Origin of the sequence: Kribbella sp. NPDC049227 (assembly GCF_043197265.1) — a bacterium.
Taxonomy (GTDB): Bacteria; Actinomycetota; Actinomycetes; order Propionibacteriales; family Kribbellaceae; genus Kribbella.
Genome location: NZ_JBICST010000002.1, coordinates 1,091,285 through 1,117,580 on the forward strand (window position 1 = coordinate 1,091,285; position 26,296 = coordinate 1,117,580).

General features: G+C 68.6%; 23 protein-coding genes. 14 read left to right on the forward strand and 9 right to left on the reverse strand.

Going from position 1 to position 26,296, the window contains the following annotated elements:
- Positions 1-6: 6 nt before the first annotated feature.
- The 6 genes from ACGFH6_RS11945 to ACGFH6_RS11970 form a co-directional block, all read right to left on the reverse strand.
- Positions 7-2,361 (reverse strand): arylsulfatase, encoded by a 2,355-nt coding sequence (locus ACGFH6_RS11945; protein ID WP_393382841.1) that lies wholly within the window; start codon positions 2,359-2,361, stop codon positions 7-9.
- A gap of 100 nt (positions 2,362-2,461) precedes the next feature.
- On the reverse strand, positions 2,462-4,234 hold the full coding sequence (locus tag ACGFH6_RS11950) for a SulP family inorganic anion transporter (protein WP_393382842.1): 1,773 nt from the start codon (positions 4,232-4,234) through the stop codon (positions 2,462-2,464).
- A gap of 18 nt (positions 4,235-4,252) precedes the next feature.
- The gene (locus tag ACGFH6_RS11955) at positions 4,253-5,182 is read right to left on the reverse strand and encodes a polyphosphate kinase 2 family protein (protein WP_393382843.1); all 930 of its coding nucleotides are present in this window, start codon (positions 5,180-5,182) and stop codon (positions 4,253-4,255) included.
- Positions 5,183-5,191: 9 nt separating this feature from the next.
- Entirely contained in the window at positions 5,192-7,975 is a 2,784-nt protein-coding gene (locus ACGFH6_RS11960; protein ID WP_393382844.1) for a cation-translocating P-type ATPase, read from the reverse strand.
- 85 nt (positions 7,976-8,060) lie between these two features.
- Positions 8,061-9,773: a SulP family inorganic anion transporter gene (locus ACGFH6_RS11965; protein WP_393382846.1), complete on the reverse strand. Its 1,713-nt coding sequence runs from the start codon at positions 9,771-9,773 to the stop codon at positions 8,061-8,063.
- Between the two features lie 14 nt (positions 9,774-9,787).
- Positions 9,788-11,281 (reverse strand): DUF2252 domain-containing protein, encoded by a 1,494-nt coding sequence (locus ACGFH6_RS11970; RefSeq protein WP_393382847.1) that lies wholly within the window; start codon positions 11,279-11,281, stop codon positions 9,788-9,790.
- 267 nt (positions 11,282-11,548) lie between these two features.
- On the opposite strand from ACGFH6_RS11970, the gene ACGFH6_RS11975 reads away from it, so the two are divergent.
- From ACGFH6_RS11975 to ACGFH6_RS11990, 4 genes are read left to right on the forward strand one after another with little or no spacing between them, the layout of a single operon-like run.
- Positions 11,549-12,847, forward strand: coding sequence for a diacylglycerol/lipid kinase family protein (locus ACGFH6_RS11975; protein ID WP_393382848.1), 1,299 nt, complete (start codon positions 11,549-11,551; stop codon positions 12,845-12,847).
- Positions 12,847-13,065, forward strand: coding sequence for an amphi-Trp domain-containing protein (locus tag ACGFH6_RS11980; protein ID WP_393382850.1), 219 nt, complete (start codon positions 12,847-12,849; stop codon positions 13,063-13,065). The genes ACGFH6_RS11975 and ACGFH6_RS11980 overlap by 1 nt, the downstream gene beginning before the upstream one ends.
- Positions 13,066-13,078: 13 nt before the next feature.
- A complete protein-coding gene (locus ACGFH6_RS11985; RefSeq protein ID WP_393382851.1) occupies positions 13,079-13,660 on the forward strand; it encodes a phosphatase PAP2 family protein in 582 nt (193 codons plus the stop codon).
- A complete protein-coding gene (locus ACGFH6_RS11990; RefSeq protein ID WP_393382853.1) occupies positions 13,657-14,118 on the forward strand; it encodes a DUF6069 family protein in 462 nt (153 codons plus the stop codon). Before ACGFH6_RS11985 ends, ACGFH6_RS11990 begins: the two co-directional genes overlap by 4 nt.
- Here the strand turns inward: ACGFH6_RS11990 and ACGFH6_RS11995 are convergent.
- On the reverse strand, positions 14,115-14,714 hold the full coding sequence (locus ACGFH6_RS11995) for a hypothetical protein (RefSeq protein ID WP_393382855.1): 600 nt from the start codon (positions 14,712-14,714) through the stop codon (positions 14,115-14,117). The two genes, ACGFH6_RS11990 and ACGFH6_RS11995, sit on opposite strands and share 4 nt — an antisense overlap.
- A 10-nt stretch (positions 14,715-14,724) precedes the next feature.
- Positions 14,725-15,885 (reverse strand): AI-2E family transporter, encoded by a 1,161-nt coding sequence (locus tag ACGFH6_RS12000; protein WP_393382857.1) that lies wholly within the window; start codon positions 15,883-15,885, stop codon positions 14,725-14,727.
- Positions 15,886-16,084: 199 nt separating this feature from the next.
- Between ACGFH6_RS12000 and ACGFH6_RS12005 the strand changes: the two genes are divergently transcribed.
- The 7 genes from ACGFH6_RS12005 (at position 16,085) to ACGFH6_RS12035 (ending at position 22,387) form a co-directional block, all read left to right on the forward strand.
- On the forward strand, positions 16,085-16,603 hold the full coding sequence (locus tag ACGFH6_RS12005) for a hypothetical protein (protein ID WP_393382859.1): 519 nt from the start codon (positions 16,085-16,087) through the stop codon (positions 16,601-16,603).
- A gap of 107 nt (positions 16,604-16,710) precedes the next feature.
- A complete protein-coding gene (locus ACGFH6_RS12010; RefSeq protein ID WP_393382861.1) occupies positions 16,711-17,121 on the forward strand; it encodes a hypothetical protein in 411 nt (136 codons plus the stop codon).
- Positions 17,122-17,134: 13 nt separating this feature from the next.
- Entirely contained in the window at positions 17,135-19,168 is a 2,034-nt protein-coding gene (locus ACGFH6_RS12015; RefSeq protein WP_393382862.1) for an alkaline phosphatase family protein, read from the forward strand.
- Between the two features lie 46 nt (positions 19,169-19,214).
- Positions 19,215-20,810 carry a phospholipase D family protein gene (locus ACGFH6_RS12020; RefSeq protein ID WP_393382864.1) on the forward strand — a complete coding sequence of 532 codons (1,596 nt, stop codon included), beginning with the start codon at positions 19,215-19,217 and terminating at the stop codon, positions 20,808-20,810.
- An 83-nt stretch (positions 20,811-20,893) separates the two neighbouring features.
- Complete coding sequence (locus ACGFH6_RS12025; RefSeq protein ID WP_393382866.1) at positions 20,894-21,460, forward strand: hypothetical protein; 567 nt, start codon at positions 20,894-20,896, stop codon at positions 21,458-21,460.
- Positions 21,457-21,939, forward strand: coding sequence for an RDD family protein (locus ACGFH6_RS12030; protein WP_393382868.1), 483 nt, complete (start codon positions 21,457-21,459; stop codon positions 21,937-21,939). Before ACGFH6_RS12025 ends, ACGFH6_RS12030 begins: the two co-directional genes overlap by 4 nt.
- Positions 21,940-21,949: 10 nt before the next feature.
- Positions 21,950-22,387 (forward strand): hypothetical protein, encoded by a 438-nt coding sequence (locus ACGFH6_RS12035; protein ID WP_393382870.1) that lies wholly within the window; start codon positions 21,950-21,952, stop codon positions 22,385-22,387.
- On the opposite strand, the gene ACGFH6_RS12040 is transcribed toward ACGFH6_RS12035, so the two are convergent.
- The gene (locus ACGFH6_RS12040) at positions 22,384-24,855 is read right to left on the reverse strand and encodes a LuxR C-terminal-related transcriptional regulator (protein ID WP_393382872.1); all 2,472 of its coding nucleotides are present in this window, start codon (positions 24,853-24,855) and stop codon (positions 22,384-22,386) included. The genes ACGFH6_RS12035 and ACGFH6_RS12040 overlap by 4 nt on opposite strands.
- A gap of 389 nt (positions 24,856-25,244) precedes the next feature.
- On the opposite strand from ACGFH6_RS12040, the gene ACGFH6_RS12045 reads away from it, so the two are divergent.
- The 3 genes from ACGFH6_RS12045 (at position 25,245) to ACGFH6_RS12055 (ending at position 26,296) form a co-directional block, all read left to right on the forward strand.
- Positions 25,245-25,511, forward strand: coding sequence for a hypothetical protein (locus tag ACGFH6_RS12045; RefSeq protein WP_393382874.1), 267 nt, complete (start codon positions 25,245-25,247; stop codon positions 25,509-25,511).
- The gene (locus tag ACGFH6_RS12050) at positions 25,498-25,749 is read left to right on the forward strand and encodes a hypothetical protein (RefSeq protein ID WP_393382876.1); all 252 of its coding nucleotides are present in this window, start codon (positions 25,498-25,500) and stop codon (positions 25,747-25,749) included. Before ACGFH6_RS12045 ends, ACGFH6_RS12050 begins: the two co-directional genes overlap by 14 nt.
- Positions 25,750-25,849: 100 nt before the next feature.
- Positions 25,850-26,296 carry a DUF6325 family protein gene (locus ACGFH6_RS12055; protein ID WP_393382877.1) on the forward strand — a complete coding sequence of 149 codons (447 nt, stop codon included), beginning with the start codon at positions 25,850-25,852 and terminating at the stop codon, positions 26,294-26,296.

Consider the following 26,296-nt stretch of genomic DNA (forward strand, 5'->3'; position numbering starts at 1 on the left):
GCCCTCCTATTCGCGCATCAGCATCAGGGCGGCCTCGCGCTCGAGGTCCAGGTACGGCTCGCCGCTGACGTCGACCGCCACCCGGTTGATCGTCCCGCCGGTGAAGCTGTGTGGCGGCTTGCCCGGGTAGTCGTCGGTGATCGGCTCGCCGTTGTGCCTGCCGACGTACAAGCCCGAACCCGCGATGGCGAAGGCTCCGAGCTGGGTCTTGAGCTGTCCTTCGCCGACCTTTTCGTCTCCGTAGTAGAGCGAGAGCGTTCCGGTCGCGGCGTCGGGCTCCATCCCTTGTTTCTCGAAGGAGGCCGACAGGAGCAGGTTCGTGCCTGTCGGAACGTCCTTCGTCGCGACGATCTGCTGCTCCAGCGCGCCGACGAAACTGTTCACGTAGTGCAGCCGGTTGTCCTTCACGTACAGCGCATGGCCACCGAATCGGGCACCCATCGCGAACAGCACACCTTCGGCTCCGGGTGCGGGGATGTCGACCAGCGCGCCGATCGAGAAGGAGCGGTTGCGGGTGTTGACCGCCTGCCACTCCGAGACCGGAGCGGTGTCCGGGTAGTACACGTACCGGTCCTTCGGAGCGGTCAGCTGGGGCCGGGGAGTGCTCAGGATCTCCAGGGGAGAGCGATCGTCGAGCGGGAACGCGTCGTTCGCGCCGGCCTCCGCGAACCAGATGTTCACCAGTTCGCGCAGCCTGTCCGGATCCTCTGCCGCGAGGTTGTTGATCTCCGACCGGTCGACCGCGACGTGGTAGAGCTCCCATTCGTCGGCGTTGAAGTGGGCCCAGCCCGACACCGTCGGGTGGGTGGTGACGGCCTTCCATCCTTCGTGATAGATCGAGCGGGATCCCAGCATCGAATAGAACTGTGTCTTTCGTCCGGAGTCCGCGGCCGCGTCGTCGATGCTGGCCCGCATGCTGATCCCGTCGATGGGGCTCTGGGTGTGTCCCTTGATCGCCTCCGGGGCTTCGACGCCGAGGACGTCGAGGATCGTCGGGACGATGTCGATCGCGTGGTGGTACTGATGGTGGATCTCGCCGCGCGCGGAGGCACCCGACGGCCACGACATGATGCAGGGATCCGCGGTGCCACCGTTGAACTCGTAGCGTTTCCACATCTTGAACGGCGTGTTGAAGGCCATCGCCCAGCCGTTCGGGTAGTGGTTGTAGGTCCTCGTGCCGCCGAGGTCGTCGAGCTTGGCGAGGTTCTCCGCCAGGTCGTCGGGGATCCCGTTGGCGAACTTCATCTCGTTGACCGAGCCGTTCGGGCCGCCCTCACCGCTGGCACCGTTGTCGGACACGACGATGATCAGGGTGTTGTCCAGCTGGTCGGTCTGCTCCAGGTAGCTGAGCAACCGGCCGACGTGGTGGTCGGCGTGCGCGAGGAATCCGGCGTACACCTCGGCCATCCGGGCGAACAGGCGGCGCTCGTCGGCGTTCAGCGAGTCCCACGGGCGGGTGTAGTCCAACTCCGGGAACGGCAGGTGGTCCGGGCCGGTGCGCGACTGGGGTGTGCCGATCGGGTTCAGCGGCGGCAGTTCGGTGTCGTCCGGCACCAGACCGAGCTTCTTCTGGCGGGCCAGCGTCTCTTCCCGCATCGCCTCGTAGCCCTGGTCGAACTGGCCGGCGAACTTGTCGATCCATTCCTTCGGCGCATGGTGGGGTGCGTGGCAGGCACCGGGCGCGTAGTACAGGAAGAACGGCTTCTCCGGAGCGATCGCCTTCGCGTCCTTGACGAACTCGATCGCCTTGTCGGTGATGTCGTCGGTCAGGTGGTAGCCCTCGTCGGGGGAACGCGGCGGCTCGACCGGGTGGTTGTCGTAGACCAGGTCGGGATACCACTGGTTGGTCTCGGCCCCGAGGAAGCCGTACCACCGTTGGAAGCCCCGGCCGGTCGGCCAGTTGCGGCGAGTCGACGCGAGGTTCATCTCGTCGGTCGGGCACAGGTGCCACTTGCCCACCATGTAGGTGTTCCAGCCGCGCTCTCCGAGGATCTCGGACACCATCCCGTTCTCCGGCGGGATCGTGCCGCTCGCGTTCGGGAACCCGATCGCCGCCTCGGTGATGCACGCCATGCTGTTCCGCGTGTGGTTGCGGCCGGTGAGCAGGCACGACCGGGTCGGTGAGCACAACGCCGTCGTGTGCCACTGCGTGAAGCGCACCCCGCGAGAAGCGATCGCGTCGATGTTCGGTGTCTCGATCGGTCCGCCGTAGCAGCTCATGGCCGAGAAGCCGACGTCGTCCAGGACGATGTACAGGACGTTCGGCGCGCCGTCGGGTGCCTTCGCAGGCTCGAACGGTGTCCAGTCCGGCACGGAGTCGCGAATGTCGACATTGATTGACCCTCGGAACTGCACAGGCATGACGTCGTCCTCTCCTCGCTGATGGCTGGTCGGCCTCAGCCGAGTCTCGGTCAGGCCCTGATCCCCAGTCCTCACCCCGAAGGGATGAACCGGCTTCGGCTCACTGCCGGGAACCTCCGTCGTCAGCCTCCGGCTGCGGACTGTGCCACCTCGCGCCCGTCTGCCGCATGTACTCCGCGACAGCCTCGTCGAGCGTCGGGTGGAAGTGCGCCGGGTTGATCGTGCGGGTGAGTTCGTACCGCTCGATCTTCTCGCGCACCGGATCTTTCAGCTCCGCGAAGACCAGGGACACACCGCGCGCGTTGAGCCAGGCGTCCAGTTCCTGCAGCATGTCGGAGGCCGTGGTGTCGACGTCTGTGATCGGCTCGGCGGCCACGATGATCCAGCGGAGGTCGGGATCATCACCAGCGATCTCCCGCACCTTCTCACTGAACATCCGCGCGTTCGCGAAGATCAGGGGCGCGTCGAAACGGTAGACGACCAGGCCGGGCAGATGCTCGGCGTCGGGGTAGCTCTCGGTGTCGTGCAGGCCCGCGATTCCCTCCACCCGGCCGAGCTCGGTCTCGTGCGGCCACCAGGCGCGGCGGAAGACGTTGAGGATGGACAGGCCCACGGCGACGAGAATGCCCGGCAGGACACCCAGAAGGGCCACGCCGAGCAGCGCGATGATGGACAGCCAGAACTCTGTCCGGCGCTGATGCCACAGCCGGCGTGTCCCGGCGATGTCGGCCAGCGACAGCGCGGCCGCGATGACGATCGCGCCCAGGGTCGGCTGAGGTACGTACTGCATCAGGGAGGTGGCGAAGACCAGGACCACCGTGATCATCCCGGCGCCGACGATGCCGGTCACCTGGGACCGGGAACCGGCCTGTTCGGCGACGGCCGTGCGGGACCCGCTGGTGCTGACCGGGAAGCCCTGGAACAAGCCCGCCGCGATGTTGGCGGCACCAATGCCGACCATCTCCTGGTTTCCGCGAACCCGATCGCCTCTGCGCGCGGCGAACGCCGACGCCGTGGACATGGTGTCGGCGAGCGCGACGACGGCGATGGCGAACGCCCCGACCAGCAGCGGCGGCAGATCGTCCCAGCTGACCGCAGGGATCGTGAAGGGCGGAAAACCCTGTGGGAGTACGCCGACCGTGTCGACGTCATGGGACTCCAGGTCGAACGCGCTGACCACAACGGCGGCCAGCACCACGACGATGAGGACGCTCGGCAGTTTGGGCATGAGCCGATTCAGGAGCAGGATGCCGACGAGCGAACCGGTCCCGAGGACCGCCGCCGTCGCGTTGGCCTCGCCGTCCGCGAGCCCCGTGAAGAAGCCGCGTGTCTCGGCCACCAGCCCGTCGGCATCGACCGAGAACCCGAACAGCTTGGCCAGCTGACCGATCACGATCGTCAGCGCGAGCCCGTTCATGTAGCCGATCTGGGTCGGCTTCGACAGCAGGTCCGCCACGAACCCGAACCGGGCCACCCCGGCAATCACCATCACCACACCGACCATCACAGCCAGCATCGAGGCGAGCGCGACGGCCCGCGCCGGGTCACCGTTGGCGAGCAGGAGTGGCGCGATCGTTGCCGCGATCATCGGACCCAGGGACGAGTCGGGACCGAGCACCAGCACTCGGGAGGGTCCGAAGACCGCGTAGCCGAGCAGGCACAGGATCGAGGTGTACAACCCGGTCACGGGCGGCAGCCCGGCCAGTTCGGCGTACGCCATCCCCTGGGGCACCAGCAGCGCCGACAGCACGAGGCCGGCGACGATGTCCTTCGGCAGCCACGCCCGCTCGTACGACCTGGCCACTCCCACAGCCGGCACGTACTCCTGCCACCAGGGAGGTTTCACTTCGGGGCGTTCGTCGACAGCGGCCATGGTGGTCAGCCGATCGGCCTAGGCTTCCGCGAACGGATCGGCCGCGGCGCCCTCGGGGGCCTGGTCTTCAAGGATGCCCTTGATCTCCTGCAGCGCCTCGCGTGCCTTCTTCCCGACCTTGGGATAACGGGGATCGATCTCGATCAGCGTGTTGGCGATCACCGAGGCCGCGGCGATGCGGGCGTACCACTTGCGGTCGGCGGGAATCACGTACCACGGGGCCCACTCGGTACTGGTCCTGGACAGCATCCGCGAGAACGCACTCTGGTAGTCGTCCCAGTACTCGCGCTCGCGGATATCGGCCGCGGAGAACTTCCAGTTGTGGTCGCGTAGGTCGATCCGCCGCAGGAACCGGATCCGCTGCTCCTCCCGGGAGAGGTTCAAGAACAGCTTCACGATCTTGATGCCATTGTCGCTGAGAGTGCGTTCCCACTCGTTGATCTCGCGATACCGCCGTTTCCAGAGCCCGCGGCGGGCGCCCGGCGGAAGCTTCTGACGGTCGAGGAGCTCCGGGTGCACGCGGACGACAAGCACCTCCTCGTAGTGCGAGCGGTTGAAGATGCCGATCTCACCGCGAGCCGGCAGGCGCAGCCCGTAGCGCCACAGATAGTCGTGGTCCAGCTCCACGCTGGAGGGGACCTTGAAGCTGTTCACCGACACACCCTGGGGATTCACGCCGGTCATGACGTGGCGGATGGTGCCGTCCTTCCCGCCGGCGTCGAGCGCCTGCAGCACCACCAGCACGCCGTGGGTGTGCTGCGCGTACAGCCTGGACTGATACTCGGCCAACAGTTCGGTCCCCTGGACCAGCAGTTTGCGGCCGCGCTTCTTGGAGCCGATCATGCCCTTGAAGTCCGGCTCGAAGTCCCTGGCCAGCTTGACGTTCGTGCCCGGTTCGACGCGGAACGGCTCGATGAAGTCGGCGATCCGCTGCTCGCGAGATGTCATTGTCTTCCCCTACCTCTCCGTACTCCTGGCGCGAGCCGGCGCGACCGCGTGCTCCGGACTGAGTGTCGCCGGCGTCCGCAGTCCTCGCCTCTGGATCGCCTTGTCCACCTCGACGACGACCGGGAGGAGCGCGGCCAGGCCGAAGCAGACGAGCCACTGGCGCGGGCTGAGTGTGACGGTGAGCATCCCGTCCTGAAGCGTCGGGAGCTGGGTCGCCAGGAACAACAGGACGACCGGGATCAGGCCGATCACCAGGGCCTTCACGATCGGCGGCGTCAATCCGCTGGTCGGCGCGCGCCGGTTGACGACCGCGTTGAACACGGTCCCCAGCCCCATCACCACGAACGTCATCGTCAGCGAGACGGTGCCCTGCGTCGTACTCGGGTCGTCCGGCCCCGCCACCAGCGGTACGAACGCCGCCAGGAAGAGCACGGCTGCGTAGACGATCCACCTGATCACCGCGGTCCGGTTCGTGATCGGTACGGCGGGATCGCGCGGCGGACGGTGCATCACGTCGGGATCACCAGGGTCGACCGCGATGATCACCACCCCCACGGCCGTGGCGAAGAAGAGCAGGAACAGGACCATCGAAGGAGTCATCGCCACGCCGTCGTTGATGTCGAACACAGTGGCGGCGAGGAACAGCAGAACCAGCCCCAGCAGCTGCGTCATCTGGTAACGCACGTACGAGACGACCTTGTCGTAGACGCGCCGCCCGATCTCGACGGCGTGCACGAGGGTGCCGAAGTTGTCGTCGGTGAGCACCATGCGTGCGGCCTGCTTGGTCACCTCGCTGCCGCTTCCCATCGCCACACCGATGTCGGCCTGTTTGAGGGCGGCCGCGTCGTTGACGGCGTCGCCCGTCATCGCGACGATCAGGCCCTGCTCCTGCATGGCCCGGGCGAGTCGCAGCTTGTCCTCGGGGGTGACCCGCCCGAACACGTGCAACTCGGGCAACCGTTGCTTCAGTTGCTCGTCGGTGAGCGCCCGCAGTTCCGAGCCACTGATCGCCCCGGGACCGAGGCCCAGCTCCTCGCCGATCGCCTGTGCGGTGATCGCGTGATCACCGGTGATCATGCGTACGTCGATGCCGGCCGCGAGCGCCGTACCGACCGCACTCTTCGCCTCCGTGCGCAGCGGGTCGATGATGCCGGCCATCCCGACGAACGACAGCCCCTTGGTCAGGGACATGGGATCGTCGGTCATCGCGGTCAGCTCGTGGTCGGCCACCAGGCGGGCAGCGAACGCGAGCACGCGCAGGCCCTTCTGCCCCATCCGCAGGTTGGCCTCGTCGATGCCGTCCCGCGACTGCGTGATCGGGACCTGCGAGCCGCTGAGCGGGCCGCCCGCCTCGCTGCAGCGTGCCACCACGACGTCGGGTGCGCCCTTGACCAGCTCGATGAGGTGCTCGACGCCGTCGACGTTCACCCGGTGGAAGGTCGCCATGAACTTGTACTCGGAATCGAACGGAACCTCTGCCAGCCGCGGGTAGCTACGTCGCGTCTCGTCCGCGTCGACGCCGAGTTTCGCGGCCAGTACGACGAGCGCGGCCTCGGTCGGATCGCCGATCACCGATCCGTCGTCGCCGACCACCGCGTCGCTGTCGAGGGCGAGCCCGAGACCGAGGCGGGTGAAGTCGGGCACCGGGGCACCGGCCACCGAGTGGATCGCGCCGCTCTTTCGGTAGCCCTCGCCGTCGACGGTGAACCACAACCCGCTCGCGTACAACGTCGAGACCATCATCTGGTTCAGCGTGAGCGTCCCGGTCTTGTCGGTGTTGATGACGCTGGTCGCACCCAGAGTCTCGACGTCGGTGAGGTTCTTCACCACGGCCTTCGCCGCGGCCAGTTGTTTCGCGCCGAGCGAGAGCAGGCCCGAGACGAACGCCGGCATGCCGGTCGGGAGCGCCGAGATGGCCATCGCGGTGCCGAGCAGCAACAGGTCCTTGCCTGGGATCCCGCGGATCAGGCCGACCACAACGATGACCGCGACGGCGCTCCAGGCAACGATGCCCAGAACCTTGGTCAGCGAGTCCAGCTCCCGCTGGAGCGGGGACCGGGTGCGCTTCACCGAGGTGAGCATCGTCGCGATCCGGCCCATCTGGGTCTGCATCCCGGTCGCGGTGACCACGATCGTGCCCGTGCCCCGCGTCACCGAAGTGTTCTGGAACAGCATGTTCGTCTGGTCGCCGAGACCGACGTCGGCGGCGGCCAGCACGCCGGCGTCCTTGGCGATCGGCGCGCTCTCTCCGGTGAGTGCGGCCTCCTGCGCCTCGAGTGTCGCGGACCGGACGATCCGGCCGTCGGCGGGCACGATGTCGCCGGCCTCGACCTCGACGATGTCGCCCGGAACCACCTGTGTGGCGGCGATCATCATCACGTCGCCGTCGCGGACCACCCGCGCCTGCGGCACCTGCAGATTGGAGAGGGCATCGACGCTCGCCCGTGCCGTCAGCTCCTGGCGGGTACCCAGTCCGACGTTCAGCAGGACGAGCAAGGCGACGATGACTCCGGTCGATAGTTCCCCGATCAGCAGGCTCACGATCACGACGGCGATCAGCATGAGGTTCATCGGGTCGCGCAGCTGCTGAGCCGCGATGGCCCAGATCGACGGCGGCTTCTCGGCCGCGATCTCGTTCGCGCCGTACGACGAGAGCCGGCTCGCCGCCTCGCTCCCGGTAAGCCCCGCGACGGCATCGGAGCCGGCCGCGGCGACGACCTTGTCCGCCGCAAGAGCATAGGGCGGCCGCTCGGCGCCGGTCGCCGACGACGCTGTGGTGCCGATCTCGCTCACCTGTGTCATCCCTCCAAGTCGCGTCACCGATCGGTCATTTCTGCGGTCCTGGTCCTGAGCCCAGTGCCGCGGCGGCAAGGCCCGGCTAGTCGGGCCCGGCTGGAGTGTGGGTCGCGACGGGCGCCGTACCTGGGTCGGCCCGGTACGCGCGGAAGGCCTCCGCAAGGGTCGGGAAGACGTTGTCCTCGCCGATCTCGTCGAGGGTCTGGTACCCCCGGAGCGTCGCCAGCAGCTGGGTATCCGGCCGGACGAGCACGAAGCGGGCGTTGTGAGCCCGGCTGTACTTGACCAGGTTGGCCAGCGTCACCCCGGCCGAGTAGTCGATGTCGTCGATCGCGGCGCAGTCCAGCGCGACCCAGCGGACCGGGTCGGGAGCAGAGGAGATCACCGACTCGAGGTGGTCGGCGAACCGGTTGGCGTTGGCGTAGAAGAGGTCCGCGTCGTAGCGGAAGACCACGAGCCCCGGCAGGCTCTGCGTGCCTGGCACCGCGGGCAGGTACGTCGGTTCGCCGGCCTGGTTCTGACCGATGACGAAGTCGCCCGGGGTGTACTGCCGCCGGACGAGGTCGAGCAGTGACAGCACGATGGCGAGGATGATTCCCTGCTCGACGCCGACCGCGAAGACGGTGACCGCGGTGACCAGGGCGACGACGAACTCGTTCCTGCGTCGCCTCCACAGCTGCTTCATGCCGGGCACGTCGACCAGGCTGACGCCGATGAGGAAGACGATCCCGGCGAGCACGGCCGTCGGCATGTCCGCCAGCAGCCCGGTGAAGAACAGCGTGAACAGGAGTACGACGGCCGACATCGTCAGGTTGGCGAGCTGGGTCCGCCCCTTCTGCTCGTCGAGGATCTGCGTCTTGGTCGGGCTGCCGTTGACCACGAAGGTGCCGCTGAGGCCGGCGGCGATGTTGGCGCCGCTGAGCCCCACGATGTCCCGGTTGATGTCGACGGCCTGTCCGTGCTTGAACGCGAAGCTGCGGGAGGTCGCGGCGCTCTGGGCGATGATGAGCACGAAGCAGGACAACGCGGTCGGCAGCACCTTGGGCACGTCCGACCAGGTCAGGCCCGACGGCAGGCCGATCGGTGGGAAGCCGCCGTCGACCGCACCCACCACGGCCACGCCGTGCGCGTGCGCGTCGGTCAGGGCGGAGATGGCGGTCAGCAGTATGACGGCGACGATGGCGCCTGGGACCACCGCGACGAAGCGCTTGAAGGCCCGGATGATCACGATCGTGCTCAGCCCGAAGGCGAACGTCGCGACCTGGATCGAGGACAGCGAGGTGATCCAGTGCCATTGCTGCTCGAACCACCCCCCAGTTCCCTTCGGGATGCCGAGCAGGTCCGGGATCTGGCCTGACAGCACCTGGATGCCGACGCCGGTGAGGAATCCGATCAGTACGGACGCGCTCAGGAAGTCTCCGATGAAGCCCAGCCGCAGCAGCCGTGCGACGACCAGCAGGCCGCCACAGACCAGCGCCGTGAGACCGGCGAAGGCGAGCCAGTCAGGCGATCCGGGCGTGACTCCGGCGATGCCGAGTCCGGTCAGACCCGCGGCGAGCACCGCGGCAGTGGCCGAGTCCGCGCCGACGACGAGCAGCCGCGAGGAGCCCAGCAGCGCGAAGGCGACGGTCGGAAAGATGACGGTGTAGAGACCGGTCACGATCGGCGTACCGGCGATGGACGTATAGCCCATCACCTCGGGGATCGCCACCGCCGACAGGGTCAAACCGGCGATGATGTCGCGGGTCAGCCAGACCCGCTGGTAGCCACGCAGCGGCTCGGGGATCAGGTTCATACTTCCCTCCCGAGTCAGACCTGCTGGATGGCTTCGATCCGGTGCGTGTTGATGGCGTTGGTGAACTCTGCGAAGTCGCGGTCGTTCTGCGCGGCGTAGCGTTCGGAGAAGTCGGTGATCGCCTGGTCGAAGGCATCGTCGTCGCCGAGGTAGGCAGCGATGGCAACCGCGTCGCCGGAGCGTGCGTGGGCACGGGCGAGGGTCCATGCGCACATCCGGCCGTAGAAGTCCAGTTGCGCGGCCGGCATCATCTCCACGAGCGCCGAGCCCTTCATGTCGCGCAGCTGGCGCCAGTAGTAGTAGCGGTCGGCCTGAGCACCTTTGGACCAGCCCAGGAAGAGGTCGCTGCTGGCCTGCATCAGTCGCTGGCCCTGGACCACCCGCTCGCCGGCCTGCTTGTAGACGCTCTTGGGCAGCGGGTTCTCGAGCACAGACCGGGTGGCTTCCTTGACCTGGAGGAACAGCGGATCGCCGCGGTCACGGCCCTGCAGCAGGACGACGAACGCGCGGGTTCCGACACTGCCGACACCGACGACCTTCCGGGCCCAGTCGATGATCTCGAAGCGTTCCAGCAGTTGCCGGCGTTCTGGTTGGAGAGTCGATCGGTACTCCCGGAACTGGCCGAGGACGATCTTCTCGAGATCTCCGGGTTCGAGGCCGTACGTCGTGTGGAGCTCGCGCGCGGGCACGATCACCGGCGGAACACTGGCGATGCGGTAGCGGCCGTCGACCTCTTCGCCGAGTTTGGCCAGGGCCTGATCGCTGTTGCGGGAGTGCGCCTTCTTCGCGTTCTTCTCGAAGCGCTTCGCCGCCTCCTTCGCCTCCTTCGCCGTCATCTCGCTCGTACCGTCTTCGGTGCTCGTGGCCTTGTGCTTCGCCTTGTGCTTGTGCTTGCCCTTACCGTCGATCCGGGCCAGGAAGGCAGCGACCGACTGCTTGATCTGGTCCTCGGAGGTGTGGGCGTACCACACGTCGAGGGTTCTCATCGCGGCGAACTCGGCCATCGTCTCCCGGTACGACGTGACCGCGCCCTTCGTGAGCGCCCGAGCGTCCGACTGCGAGCAGCCGTTGTTGTAGGCGGCCACGGTCAGACTCGCTGCCAGACGTTTGACGTCGTACTCGAACGGGCCCGGGAGCGTCTCGTCGAAGTCGTTGATGTCGAACACCAGCGTTCGCTCCGGCGAGGCGAAGACGCCGAAGTTCGACAGATGGGCGTCCCCGCACAGTTGGACCTCGAGGCCGGCGGTGGGTGTCTCGGCAAGGTCCACGGCCATGATCTTGGCGGCACCGCGGTAGAAGGTGAACGGCGAGGCCATCATCCGCCCGTGCCGTACCGGAACCAGGTCTGGGTCACGCCGCAGGTTCTGCTCCTCGATCAGCGCCACCGGGTCGGGCCGGTCCGCGGCCGGCTTCCACCCGGAGTGACTGTCCGGAGTCGCTCGCCCGCGCGCCTCGAGGCCGCGTGCGCTCCGCTCGTCGAGAGTCGGATGTTCAACCTTCGTGGTCATGATCGGCCGCCCCTTCTGTCCGTCGCAGGCGCGGCTCGTCGGGCGAGCCGGATCCCCACCCTGCACTTCGCGTCTCCGCCGACGATCCAGCAGAACCCGGGTCGCCGCATCACCCCTGAGGGAGGATCGGCGCCGCCGTCAGGCTCACGGGGCGGATTCATCCGGGGTGTGGGATGCCGGTTCGGTGCGCGCCGCACAGGATGGGCTTGGCGTCGGGGCTCGATGCCGAAGCGGAGACTCTGAGGGCGGGCCGATGGGGAGGAAGTCGTGAGGCGGCGGGTTGCGGCGGTTGTGGCCCTGGTCGTGGGGGTGGCGACGTTCGTGCTGGCCGTGGCGGACGCTGTGAGTCAGTTTCCTCGAGGGCTTGGCGTGTTGGCCTGCGTCGTGATCGCTGCTCTCGCGGCGTGGTACGGCGTGTTGCGGAGAGGGATCGCGCGCGTGGTCGGGCTGGCCGTGGCTGGGGTGGCGCTTGCCGGTGCGCTGGTCCTACTTGTCGTGGGTGGGAAGTTCGGCGTCGATCTGATCGTCGTGGTGGGGCTTCTCGTCACTCTGGCAGCGACACGCGCCAGCTTCAGCTCCCACGCGGATCTGCCGCGGGTGGCGGCCCCGCAACACCCTGTGCTGTTCTTCAATCCACGGTCCGGTGGGGGAAAGGCAGAGCGGTTCGCCGTCGCCAAGGAAGCGCGCGACCGCGGGATCGAGCCGATCGAGCTGAAGGGCGGGGACGAGCTCGAAACCCTGGTCCGCGACGCGGTCGCACGGGGTGCTGACGGACTCGCGATGGCCGGCGGGGACGGATCGCAGGCGATCGTCGCCGCGATCGCCGCCGAGCTCTCGCTGCCCTATGCCTGCGTGCCCGCCGGCACCCGCAACCATTTCGCGCTCGACCTCGGGGTGGACCGCGACGACGTCGTCGGTGCTCTGGACGCCTTCGTCGACGGCGGCGAGCGGCTGGTGGATCTCGCCGAGGTGAACGGCCGGGTGTTCGTCAACAACGTGTCGCTCGGTCTGTACGCCGAGGCGGTGCAGCGCAGCGGGTACCGCGACGCAAAGATCCGGACCCTGCTCGACACTGTGCCGGACGCACTCGGTACTGGTGGCAGCGAACTCGACATGCGCTGGACCGGCCCTGGCGGCCAGGCACACCGCGGGGGTGCCGCCGTGCTCGTGTCGAACAACCGCTACCGCCTCGGTCGTGCGGTCGGTTCCGGTACTCGTCCGCGCATCGACGACGGCCTGCTCGGCATCACCGTCATGGGGGCACCGGCGGACAGCGGTCAACGGCACCTCGAGCGTCCTTGGCGCGAGTGGTCGGCTCCCTCTTTCCAGGTCGATGCCGATCGCCCACTGCCGGCCGGCGTCGACGGGGAGGCGCTCGTCCTCGACGCACCTCTGGTGTTCCGGATCCGGCCCGGAGTCCTCCGGGTGCGCATCGCGCACCAGCACCCGGGTGCGTCCCCGTCGGCGCACGCTCCCGAGGGTCTTCGCGCCGGCTTCGTCGAGCTCGTGCGGATCGCCTTCGGCTCGGACCGCAAGCCCGCACAGTCGAACGCCGGGAGGCCGTAATGGATCTGATCGAGGTCAAAGAGAAGGAGTCGATGAGCCGGGAGGCCGCGGCAGCCCGCCTGCACGCTCTGGCCGACACCCTCGCCAGGGAGAACGACGTCGAGTTCGACCGGGGCGGCCTGCGCGTCAAGGTGCACGTTCCTGACGAGGTGCACCTCAAACTCGAGTTCGAGATCGGGGACGACGGGAGCGAGCTCGAGATCGAGCTCACGTGGTGACGGGCGCCGTGTGGTGACCGACGCACCAAGCCGCCTCGCTGCCTGCGACCGCGCGCTGTACCGGTCGGTGGCGCGACTGACCACGCCCGTGCTGGACGAGCCGCTCAGGCGGGTGTCCAACTTCGCCAACTTCTCCAAACCGTGGTTCCTGATGGCCGGTGCCCTCGCGTTGTCCGGCGGCCCGCGGGGCCGGCGTGCCGCGCTGACAGGGCTCGCGGCGATCGGGGCGACGTCGTTCGTGGTGAACCAGCCGATGAAGCGGATGGCGGGCAAGCGTCGCCGGCCGGACCGGTACGGCCTCGGCGTTCCCGTGCAGCGATGGGTGCGCATGCCCTCCTCGGGATCCTTTCCGTCCGGACACTCCGCGTCGGCAGCGGCCTTCGCCGCTGCCGTCGGAGGCGTCCTGCCCGGACTCCGGCCGGCACTGCGGGTGACTGCGTCCGTCATCGCGTTCTCGCGGGTGTACACGGGCGTGCACTACCCGAGTGACGTTCTGGTCGGGGTGACCGTCGGTGCGCTGATCGGACGGTTGGCCGCGCGGCTGGCGCTCCGCTGGCCACCATCGGAGCCGAATGACAAGGAGCACACGTCATGACAGTTCAACCCACGCAAGGCGATGCGCACGCCGTCGCAAGCGGCCGGTTGTGGGCCGGCGGCGCGGCTACGGCCGTCGTCGCTGCACTGATAGCGCTGGTCGGCATCCTGATCGCTCGCGGCGTCTTCGACGTACCTGTCCTCGCGCCCGAGGGTGAGGGCACCTGGGGTGACGCTGACACGGCGAGGTACGCGTTGTACTGCGCTCTCGCGGCGTTGATCGCCACCGGCCTCGTGCATCTGTTGCTGGTCTCCACACCGCGGCCGCTGCAGTTCTTCAGCTGGATCATGATGCTGGCCACGGTCGCGGCGGCACTCGCCCCGTTCGTCGCCGCCAACGGCTCGACGTCATCGAAGGTCGCGACGGGGCTGATCAACCTTGCCGTCGGCATCGCCATCGGCACGCTGCTGAACGGAGCGGCGCGGGCGGCGACGCGAGAAGCCCGGACCGCCCGCTAGCCGCGGTTCCGCCGCGGCCAGCGTGCGCGGCGGCTGAGGGCGCGGACGAAGAACTCGCCCAGCTGATAGTGCGGGTCGGACGAGCTGGGCAAAGTGTCGGGTGACCCGAAAGTGACGTCCTCGATGGTGAGCCGGGACCCCCGACTCAAGGCATCGTGATACCCGACGAGTCGCCCGTCCACGCGAAGGTAGGTCTTGCCGCTGGTGTGCCAGTCGAATCTCAGTTCCGCGAAGTGCGTACTGGGGGTCGGCAGCTGGCCGATGTCGTGCCAGACCCGGTGGAGCCGGACCCGGACCAGGGCCTGGAACGTGGTCAACGGTTCGAGACTCAGGTCGAACTCGTCACCGAGGCGAAGGATCCGCACCGACGAACTGACGGCGCGACCCGGGTGTTTGACCCGCAGCAGGCAGCTGACCCCGATCACCTCGAGCAGGGGAGTCTCGAGGACGTAGTGGAGACTGCGGCCTGGTGCGATCAGCACGGTTCCCTCGGACGGGCTCAGCGCGAGCGAGCCGGGCGACAAGCTGCCGGGCAGTCCTTGGAAGGACCGGATGTTGTGGTCCGGGAATTCGTGCAGCAACACTGAGCGCCACATGGCGATCTCCTCATCCGACGTGCTCGGCCGCGACTTCGCCGGCGGGCAGCTCCGCGGGTTCCGCCTTCGGGGCGTTCTCAGGTGTTTGGCCGCCGGAGATGAGCCCGCTGATCCAGCGGGTGGAGGGATCGGCGTCGAGCAGGAGAGCCTTGACCAGGAGCGACAGCGGGATGGCCAGTACGGCGCCCAGCGGGCCGAGGATCCAGGCCCAGAAGACCAGGGAGAGGAAGGTCAGCGTCGTGGACAGCCCGACGGCGTCGCCGACGATCTTCGGCTGGATGATCGACTGGATGATGAAGTTGATGACGCTGTAGGACAGGATGACCCACAGCAAGGTCTCCCAGCCCTGGTCGAGGAGTCCCAGCAGCGCGGGCGGGATCACCCCGATGAAGAACCCGACGTTGGGGATGTAGTTGGTGATGAGCGCGAGCAGTCCCCACAGCCAGGGCAGCGGGATGTCCAGCAGGTAGAGGACCCCGACGTCGAACAGGGCCACGATCAGCCCGAACACGGTGGAGACGATCAGGTAGCGCATCGTGCTTCGCGCGAAGCCGGACAGGGCGCCGGTGACGTCCGGCCGGACCCGCGCCGCCGCGCGCAGGCGCTCCGGGAAGCGGGCGGCGTCGATGCCCATGAAGAACAGGACGATGACGATGAAGGCCAGGCCCGAGAAGATCCCGAGGAGTCCGCTCAGCCAGCCTTGCAGGACATCGAAGAAGGCTCCGAGGTCGACCTTGTGCAGCGCTGCCTGGAGTTGCTCCTGGCCCACGCCGAGATTTGCCAGCCAGGCCCGGGCATCGTCGACCAGGGCGGCGAACTTGTCCTCATAGGTGGGCAGCAGGCTCGCCAGCTTGGCGATCGAGAGGGCCAGCGCCGCCGCGACGCTCAGCAGGAACACGTTCACGACCACGAGTGCGATCAGCGCGGCGAGCCACCCCTTGACGCCACGCCTGACCAGCAGGCGCCGCAGTGGACTCACCGCGATCGTGAGGACGAGCGCGAGGAAGACAGGACCGAGGATCTCCCGGAAGCTGCGCACTCCAGCGGCTGTCAGGACCGCGGCCCCGGTCCCGAGGAGGACGACAACCCCGCGCGGCAAGGCCCAGGGGGGAGGCGGCGAGTCGGCTGCCGGCATCCGCGAGTCGGGAGAGTCGGCGGAGCCTGCGGACATCGTCGCAACCTCCCTCTCGCGGCCACCCTGGCCTCGAAGATCGCCCAGATCGTCCGGGCCGGCATCACCCACCCCGGATGATCCTTCGCCGGCCGGCGACCGTGTCATCCAGTCAGGGTGAGGCGGCGCGACACGTCGCTGCGACAGGCTGCGCTTGATTCGGATTCGGCGACATGAGCGGCCCTGTGAGGGAGGCCGGATGGGTGACGGGCCGATGGTCGATCCGGCCAGGGCAGGCCAGGAGCGCGGGCCGTCCGACTATGCCGGGGCGATCTACGGGTCTCTGCTGGCGGCGTCGGTCGTGGCCGGTACCGGTCCGGGGGAGGAGCCTCCGCACCCTGGACAGCTGGTCGCGCTTCTGCTCGCGACCGGCGTGGTGTTCTGGCTGTCCCATGTGTATGCCCACCTGGTCGGAGAGCGATCGACCGGGGCGCTCCTGTCCCCGCGGAAGTTCCGCGTCGCTGCCCGACGGGACTGGCCGATCGTGCAGGCCGCCGTACCTCCCGCCGCGGCGGCAGGCATCGGTGCGCTCGTCGGGCTGTCGGACTCCGGCGCGGCCTGGCTCGCGCTCCTCGTGGCGGTCGGTTCCCAGCTGGGATGGGCGTTGTACGTCGCCGCCAGTGCGGGCGCCACCCCGCGCCGCATGGTGGCCGCGGGCGTCATCAACCTCTTCCTCGGCCTGGTGCTGGTCCTGCTGAAGGCCGGCTTGACGCATTAGCGCCGGTACGTCGTCCGCCAAGGGTGACGCGCCACCGGACGGCGCGGTCCTACTGTCGACGCGGACTCGGCATCCGTCGAGGACCGAGCAGGAGGGGATGGACTCAGATGACCGACGAGCGCACTGTCGAGTCGCAGGCCGACTCGGGCTGGGCGATGGCCGGGGTCGCCTTCGCGGCCACGATGCTGTTGATAATCGGTGCCTTCCAGGTCATCGCCGGACTGGCCGCGATCCTGGACGACGAGTACTTCGTCCGGGTCAGGGGCTACGCCTTCCATCTGGACATCACCGCCTGGGGATGGATCCACCTGATCCTCGGCGTGGCGCTCATCGCGACCGCGTTCGGTCTGTTCTCCCGGGCGGCCTGGGCGGGCGTGGTCGCCATCGTCCTGGTGGTGCTGAGTGCGATCGACAACTTCTTCTTCATCCCCTATCAGCCGTTCTGGGCGCTGCTGCTGATCGCCCTCGACGTGTGGGTCATCTGGGCGCTGACGCGTCCGCGCGCGCTCCGCACGTGACGGCCGGACAGCCGTGTCCACGCCGCGGATTCGCTCCGGCGATCTCGGCCGGATCGTTGCCACCTACGTCAGTTCGGTGCTGGCTCTCGCCTTCGCGGCTGCCGTGCTGCCCGGCCTCCGGTTCTCGTCGTTCGGGCAGTTGCTCGCCTCGGCCGCGGCGACGTTGCTGGTCGGCGCGCTGGTGCGCCCGTTGCTCGTGGCCGCGAGTGCCGCGGTCGGATGGTTTGCGGTACTCCTGCTGGCGGTGCTCGGCCAGGCCGTGATCCTGGCGCTGGCGCTCACGCTGATCCCGGGGGTCGAGGCGGATTCGTTCTGGGTGGTGCTCGCCGCGGCGTGGATCGCGGCGGCGGTGGCGACGATCGTGGCCTGGTTGTGCACCTCGGGTACGCCGGAAGCCTTCACCGCGGCACTGGTCCGCCGGACCAGGCGGCGGAAGAAACCGGTCGACGATCCCGAGGCTCCCGGCGTGATCTTCGTACAGCTCGACGGCGTGCCCTTCCCGGTCCTGCGCTGGCAACTGCTGGCCGCGACACTGCCCACGGTGGGGCGCTGGATCCGCGATGGCGGTTATCGCCTGGTGGAGTGGACCCCGGTGCTGCCGCCCACCACGCCCGCCAGTCAGTTGGGGATCCTGCACGGCCGCATCGACGGCGTACCAGCCTTCCGGTGGTACGACCGGGTGCTCGGACGCGTGCTGGTGAGCAACCGCGCCGCTGACGCCGCCGAGATCGAGCGCCGCGCCTCCAACGGCCGCGGTCTGCTGGCCGATGGCGGCGTGAGTATCTCGAACCTGTTCAGTGGCGACGCCGAGCGATCGGTGCTGACGATGAGCAAGATCGAACTCAAGCGCGGTTCGGCCGACACGCGTCGCCGCGTCGCCTGGTATCTCGCCCGGCCGGACGGTTTCGCCGGCAGCTTCTTCGGGGCGGTCGCGGAGATCGCCCGGGAGAGGTTCGAGTCGCGTCGGCAACGCCGCCGCGATGTTCGCCCGCGGGGCCACCGTGGCTGGCTCTTCGCCGGCATGCGGGCGGTGACGAACGTCGTACTGCGGGACCTCAACACCGCACTGGTGGCCGAGGAGATGATTCGTGGCACCCGGGCCGTGTATGTCGACTATGTCGACTACGACGAGGTGGCGCATCACGCCGGCTCGTTGCGACCGGAGTCCCTGGCCACACTGGATCGGCTCGACCGCGTGCTGGCGTGCTTGGAGGAGGTCGCCGCGGCAGCGCCGAGGCCGTACCGGCTGGTCGTGCTGTCCGACCATGGGCAGTCCCAGGGAGCGATCTTCGCCGATCGGTACGGAATCGACCTCGCTGAGGTCTGCTCGCAACTGACCGCGGCGCAGGTCGAAGCAGTCGAGCAGTCGGTCGAGGGCTGGGGCCGCCTGAGCGGTCTCCTGGCCGATCTGTCCGGCGGAGGCTCCGGGACGGGACGAGTCGCCCACGACGCGGCGCTCCGAGTGCAGGACCGCTCCGCTCCGCCTGCCGTCACCACCGAGTCGGACCTCGTCGTCCTCGGATCGGGCAATCTCGGTTTGGTGTACGCCGCTGACGAGCACCGGTTGACCATGGAGGACATCACCGATCGCTGGCCGGCTCTCATCCCCGGGCTCGTGAACCACGACGGGATCGGCTTCGTCGCGGTGATGAGCACCGAGCACGGGCCCTTGGCGCTCGGGCCGTCGGGTGTGCACCGGCTGTCCGACGCGAAGGTGACGGGCGATGACCCGTTGGCGCCGTTCGGTCCGTCGGCCTCGGCCGACGTACTCCGAGCGGTGTCGATGCCTGAGGCACCTGACCTGTACGTCAACAGCTCGGTCGACCAGGACACGGGTGAGGTCTCCGCGTTCGAGGGGCTGGTCGGCTGTCACGGCGGACTCGGTGGGTGGCAGGGCCGGGCGGTGCTGCTGGCGCCACCCGACCTGGTGATCCCGGACCGGCCGATCCGCGGCGCGGACCAGCTCCACCACGTGCTCGTCGCGTATCTCGAACAGCTCGGGCAGCGCGGCGAGATCTCCCGGCAGAGAGTCATCCACGGAGGATGAGCAACCTGGGTGGCCCGGAGACAACACTCGACCGAGGGGTGTCACGATGATCGACCAGACCGCCGGGAAGTGGTTCCTCTCCCCGGACGAGCGCGGCAATCCCGGCACGGACATCGACCGGGTGGGAGACGTCGACGGCTCCTGGGTCGACGGCAACCTGGTCCGGCCGCTGATCCACGGCTCCACGTACTTCCGCCGGCTGTACGAAGAGCTGTGTGCGCTGCAGCCCGGCGACCGCGTCTATTTCACCGACTGGCGTGGCGACGCCGACGAGAAACTGCTGCCCGAGGGCCCGACCATCGGGACCGTGCTGGCCGATCTGGCGCGATCGGGGGTCGAGGTCAGAGGGCTGCTGTGGCGGTCGCATTCGGACCACCTGCAGTTCAACGCCAAGGAGAACCAGCGGCTGGGGACGAAGCTCAACGAGGCAGGCGCCGAGGTGCTGCTCGACCAACGGGTCCGCCGGATGGCCTCGCACCACCAGAAGCTGTTCGTCATCCAGCACAAGGGCCGGCGGGAGCTGGACGTCGCGTTCGTCGGCGGCATCGACCTGTCCCACCAGCGCCGCGACGACCACGAGCACCTGGGAGATCCACAGCAGGCCCCGATGGATCGCAGGTACGGCGACCGCACGCCCTGGCACGATGCGGCGCTGGAGATCCGCGGACCGGTCGTCGGCGATCTGCTCCGCACCTTCATCGAGCGCTGGGACGACGGTCATCCGCTCGACCGGCGAACGCCGTACCGGATGATGGTGCAGCGGCTCGCCAGGATGCCGCGCCACCCGGGATCGCTGCCGGAGAAGTTCCCGGATCCGCCACCGGCCGGGCCGCACGCCGTACAGGTCCTGCGAACATATGCCCACAAGCGGCCCGGATATCCGTTCGCGCCACTGGGGGAGCGGAGTATCGCTCGTGCGTACGGCAAGGCGTTCGGCAATGCGCGGAGCCTGATCTACCTGGAGGACCAGTACCTGTGGTCCGAGCTGATCGCCCAGGGGATCCACGATGCCCTGGAGCGGTCGCCCGAGCTCCGCGTGATCATCGTCGTACCGCGCTACCCGGACGCCGATGGTGCGGTGAGTGGACCGCCGGCACGATTCGGCCAGTTGCGAGCGATCCGGATGCTGCGGCGGACCGCTCCCGATCGCGTCGGGATCTACAACCTGGAGAACGCCGCGGGGGCACCGATCTACGTGCACGCGAAGATCTGCATCGTCGACGACGTGTGGTTCACCTGTGGCTCGGACAACTTCAACCGCCGCTCCTGGACCTGTGACAGCGAACTGACCTGCGCGGTCCTGGACGCCACCCCAGACCATCGGGACTTTGTTGCCGAGGGCACCCGTCTGCTGGCGCGGGACCTGCGGCTGCAGGTCTGGTCGGAGCACCTCGGCCAGCCGCGGCGCAGTCTCGTACAGCTCGACCCGTCGGCGGGCTTCGACCTGTGGCAGCGCACCGCCGCGGCCCTCGAGGCCTGGCACACCGGCGGCCGCAAGGGTCCGCGGCCACCCGGAAACATCCGCCCGCACGTGACGCAACAGGTGACCCGCTGGCAGGCGCTCTGGGCCGAGCCGTTGTACAGGCTGGTCTACGACCCCGACGGCCGGCCTCGCCGGATGCGGCGGAGTGGGCAGTTCTGACCCGAGCGTGATCCTTCGGCGACGCGCCGTTCTCCCCCACCATGGATGAGGCGGCGCCCGACGGCCGGACGGAGCATGGTCGCGTGGGTACTTCAGAGCAGTCCGAGAACCCGCCTGACGAGCCGTCGGCGAGCCGGGACGCGATCCCCGTGCTCGACGCGGCAGTCGGGGCCTCCGTGCTCGCAGCGGCCGTCGCGCAGACGGTCGGACGCCGGGTCGGGGGAGCCCTCAGCCCGGTCCGACGCCGGGTCGGGGGAGTGCTCAACCCGGTCGCCGTCGTGATCTTGCGGCCGCCGGTCGTGGCCGAGCGGTACCACGCAGCCAGCTTGCTGGCGGACCTCGCCCGTCGCGGTGGCGAAGGACGTCAGGAGCTGGAGCGTCAACTGTCGGTCCTGCTGGACCGGATGGTTCCTCTGGTGGCCGCCGAGGTGCTGAAGCGGATCGACATGGCCAGTCTGGCCGAGGGGGTCATCGCGGAGGTCGACCTCGCCGAGATGATCCGGCAGTCCACCGGGTCGGTCGCCTCCGAGACCGTCCGCGGCGTTCGCATGCAGGGCATCTCCGGCGATGAGGCCGTGGGCCGGGTAGTGGCCCGGCTGAGGCTGCGGCGCAGCCGGCCAGAACCCGAGATGACGCCCACGCAGCCATGAGAACGGACGAGCCGGTGTCGATCGTCCCGCGGGAGGCGCAGCCGTACCAGGGACGACGAGCGGGCCTCGTCACCCGATCGGCCGCCAGCGTCATCGACGGCCTCGTCGTGGTGGTCGCGGTGCTGGCCGGCTATGTGGCCGTCAACGGGATGAGGTTCCTGATCAGGCCACGGGAGTTCCAGTTCAGCGAGGCATCCCCGCTGCCGAGCGTGGCGACGGCGCTGCTGATTGCTGTCGGCTACCTGTGGATCGCGTGGTCGATCACGGGCCGGACCTACGGCTGTCATGTCTTGGGACTACGGGTGGTCAACCGTCATGGGGGCCGGGTTCGGACGCTCGTCGCGCTGCTGCGGGCCGTCTTCTGCGTCGTGTTCCCGCTCGGACTGCTGCTCTGTGCCGGTGGCCGTCTGCACTCTCTCCAGGACATCGTCCTGCGTACGTCGGTCATCTACGACTGGCGACCCGGACTGCCGCGATAAGGAGCTGACCATGCCGGACACCGGCCGCAGCGCAGCGACGCCGCGAGGGGGCTGGGTCGGCCCGATCGTCTTCGCCGGCGTGATGATGATCGTTCTCGGCCTCTCCCACGGCTTCCAGGGATTCGTCGCCCTGTTCAACGAGGGGTACTACGTGGTCGAGAAGAACGGTCTCGCCATCCACATGGGCTACACCGGCTGGGTCTGGACGCACCTGATCATCGGCACCGTCGTCTTCGTGGCCGGATTCTGCGTCCTCGTGGGTCAGGTGTGGGCCCGGGTCGTCGGCGTGATCCTGGCCGTCGTGAGCATTCTCGTGAACGTGGCATTCCTCGCCGCGGCTCCGGGCTGGAGCACGATCATGATCGCTGTCGACATCCTGGTGATCTGGGCGCTGACCTTCCACGGTCGCGACGTGCGGCCCAGGCACGGCACCCGGGGGACTGCCTAGGCCCCTGGGCGCGAGGGCAGGAGTCCCAACTCCCACGCCCGCCGTACGGCCTCGTTGCGGCGGGAGGCGCTCAGCTTGCGAAGAATGCTCCGGACATGGCTGCGAACCGTGTTGACGGAGACGTACATCGTGCTGGCGATCTCTTCGGTGGTCAGCAGTTCGGCGAGGTACTCGAGGACCTCGTGCTCCTTGCTGGTCAACGATGTGGTGACGACCAGCCCGGCCCGCGCCGTACCCCAGCGGTCGGCGGCGCGATCGCGACCTTGCAGAACACTCGGCGCGCGGAGCCAGGGGTGATGTCTCATCAGATCACCGGTCGGCTGGAGGAACCTCCGCAGCGACGGCGGCGCCTCCGTGAACGGACGGCGGAGCTGCTCGGGGGCAGCCAGTCGGAGCGCGCGTTCCAGGTAGAGCCCGCTGCGGCCGGTGTCACCGCTGCTGATCGACTCCGCGGCCTGCACCAGCCAGGCGTCCACCTGGGTGTCGAGTGGGACGGCGCGATCCGTGGCCGGCAGCGACGGCCGGGCGGGCAACCGCTCGCCGGCCTCGGCAGCCGCTCGCTGCAGCACCAGCAGTGATCCGGCCTGGTCCCGCCCCTGGGACCGCTCGATCACCGTGATGGCCTCTTGCGGCTGGTGCTGCTCGACGAGCATCTTCGCCTCGTCGACGACCAAGGCTTGGCCGAGCCAGCCGCCGTGCGGACCGTAGCTGTCGCTCGCGGCCCGGAGCTCCGCGGCAGCCAGATCGACATCGCCACCGGCCCGCAACAGCCTGGCCCGAACCAGCGCGAGTGCGGCAGAGAGAATTCGCGCATCATGGGTCGGAGCGGCCTCCGCGGCGCGCTGCACCAGCTCCTCGGCTCCGCTGAGATCGCCTCGGTCGGTGTGCACCCAGGCCTCCGCGACGATCGCGGACTGTGGCAGCTGCGTCCCCGACGCCGCCAGCGCGGCCGCGTGCGCGACGACCTCCCCGGCTCGCCGGAGATGTCCCCAGACCGCTTCCACCAGCGCGGCCATGCCGAGGAAGTCGGCCAGGGCCTCGTGGATCCCGGATTCCTTCGCGATCGCGATCCCTTCGGTGAACGCCGCCAGCGACGCCGGGAAGTCTCCGCGCTGCAGCAGCACACGGCCCTTGCATCCGGCGACCAGCAGCCTCGGGTTCGGATGCGCGGCCGCTGATTCCGGCGATGCCGCCCGCAGCCGGGTCTCCGCCGTCAGGACGACACCAAGTCCGGTCTCGGCCTCCTCCCCGAGGCTCGCGCCGACCGCTTGCAGCACGGTGATGGCCAGCTCGACCGCGTGGCTTCGATCGAAGACCTGCTCGTCCAGCGCTGCGCCGGCTTTGCCCAGCTCCGACGTACAGCGGTCGAGTTCGAACGCGGCCAGCGCCAGGGTGGCTCTGACGATCGCGGCCTCGGGATCGTCCAGATCGTCGGGCAAGCCGGCGAACAACGTTGTCAGCTGCCGGCGCAGGGGTCCGACGAGCAGACAGGCGAAGTCGAGATCCTCCACCAGGTACCGAGCGGCCTGGCGCCAGTCACCGGCCTTGGCGGCATGGTCGATCGCCTCCAGCGGCTGACCGTTCCGGACGAACCAGGCGGCGGCGGCCAGGTGCAGCTCCGAGGTGATACCAGGCTGCTCGAACGCGAGCTGGGCGCGAAGGAACTCGCGGAACAGCGACTGGTAGGTGTAGCAGTCCGTTGTCTCCGGGACATGCTGGATGAACGAGTTGCCGTGGGAGAGGAACTGCAACGAGCGCAGGCCACAAGCGCGCCCGGTCAGTGCTTCGGCCAGCCCCGGCCGGACTTCGTCGACGACGCAGGTCCGGAGCAGGAACTCGCGCAGCTCAGGAGGCTGGGCATCGAGTACCTCGGTCATCAGGTACGCCGCCACGTTGCCCGAGTCGCCGCGGAAATCCCGGATGACCCGCTCCGGGTCGGTCTTCCCGGCGAGATTCATGGCCGCGAACATCAGGCCGGCCGGCCAACCGTCGGTCCGGGCCTGGAGCTCGGCGACCTCGGAGTCGGTCAGCTCGAGCTTGTGCCGGCGCATCAGCGCTGCGGCCTCGTCCGTCGTGAAGGCCAGATCGGCGGCCCGGATCTCGGCAACGGTGCCCGCCAGCCGGTAGAGATGCAGGGGCAGAGGAGGGTCGGACCGTGTCACCAGCACGACCCGGACGTCCCCGGTGTCGCCGCGGATCAGGCGATCGAGGCTCTTGCCGACCTCAGGCGCCATCGCACCGTCGCCGCAGTCCAGCACCAGCACGAGTGGGCCGTGATCGCGGCTGTGCAGGCCGTCACGGACGGACTCCACCACGGCTACGGACTCATCGCTGCTGACAGCCACGGTGAGGTGCCTGACCGCGGCCGGCCCACGGTAGAGCGCTGCCCACGATTCCAGCAGCATCGTCTTGCCGAAGCCCGCGGGTGCGCTGACCAGGGTGAGGGGCCGCTCAACCCCGAGGCTCACGCGCGCGACAAGGCGCGGCCGCGGCACCGTCCCCGGTGGCATCGTCGAGACCCTCGTCGTGGACCTGAGGTGACCTTCGTATGGTGCATCCGGTGAAGTGCTGCGTCCGTTGTCCGCCCCTGCATGTTGATCGCTCGGCATTTCCCCTCCTAGCGATGTGCGGCATCATCACTGAACGCTGGGGAGGAGGTGTGTGGCGCGTCGCACCCTTTGACGAAATCACGGAACGGCCTGTAAAACCAGCGTTTCGCGTCCGGTTGCCGAACATTTCGAGACCCTGCGATGCCTCAATTTGAGACGCGTACTTGCAGTTCACCCCGCAGGGATGACGCCGCCGCATCCGAGCTTTGCGAGCGTCGAACGCACACGTTGGGAACGGAGTGGGTTCGATGGTCGACGCGACGTACGAGATCCGCGTGGCAGGCGCCGTACCCGAACAAGATCTTCGCGACATGGGCGCGGAGACCCTTGCGGTCGACCAGGTGAACACCGTCCTCTACAGCATCCCGGACCAGTCGGCGCTGTACGGCCTGCTGGCCCGGCTCCGGGCCCTGGGCATCGAGGTGGTCGAGGTTCGCCGGATCGTCGACTCTGCCTCGGCATCGACAGAGCGGATCGAGACCGATCCGGACAGGGGAGACGATGAACGCATCTGAGCACTGCGCCCCGTCGTACCAGGTCGTCGTACTGGGAGAGCTGAAGCCGGCCGTTCTCGCCTTCTGCGCCGGCCCGCAGGCCCAGCACGCGACCTCCGGAGCCTTTCGGCTGCAAGTCCGCGACGGCCAGGGAATCGCCGACCTGGTCGCGATGCTGCAGAACGCGGGCCTGGTGATCTTGAGTATCCGGCAGGTCACGTCGCCGGACGTTCCGGCCTCCGCGAGCCTGTCCGCCTGAGTTCATCCCGCGTGGGTGATGCCGTCGCCAGGAGGTCGCGGCAGGGTGGCGATGAACAGGGCGCAGGTCGCCCAAGGTCCGTGTGGAGGGATGGAGAGTCATGCCAGAGGAAGAGGTTCATGGACCCATCGACTACGTACTCGTCGAGTTCACGGGCAACAAGCTGACCGGTAGAGCGGCCGAGGAACTGGTGAACCTCGTCGAGCGCGGCATCGTCCACGTGTACGACGTGATGGTGGTCGGCAAGGATGCCGACGGCTCCACCTACATGGTCGACCTGGCCGAGGCGTCGGATCAGGCCGGCGGCTTCACCGACCTCAGCGGTGCCCGGACCGGAATCCTGGCCGAAGACGACCTCGCCGACGTGGCCGGGGCCATGGAGCCGGGCACACTGGCGGCCCTGATCGTCTACGAGAACACCTGGGCGATCCCGTTCGTCGCGGCGGCCATGGAGTCCGGTGGCCAACTGGTCGCCGGTGGGCGCATTCCGGCCCAGGACGTGATGGACGTACTCGAGAGCCTGGAATCCCTGGAACCGACGACTTGA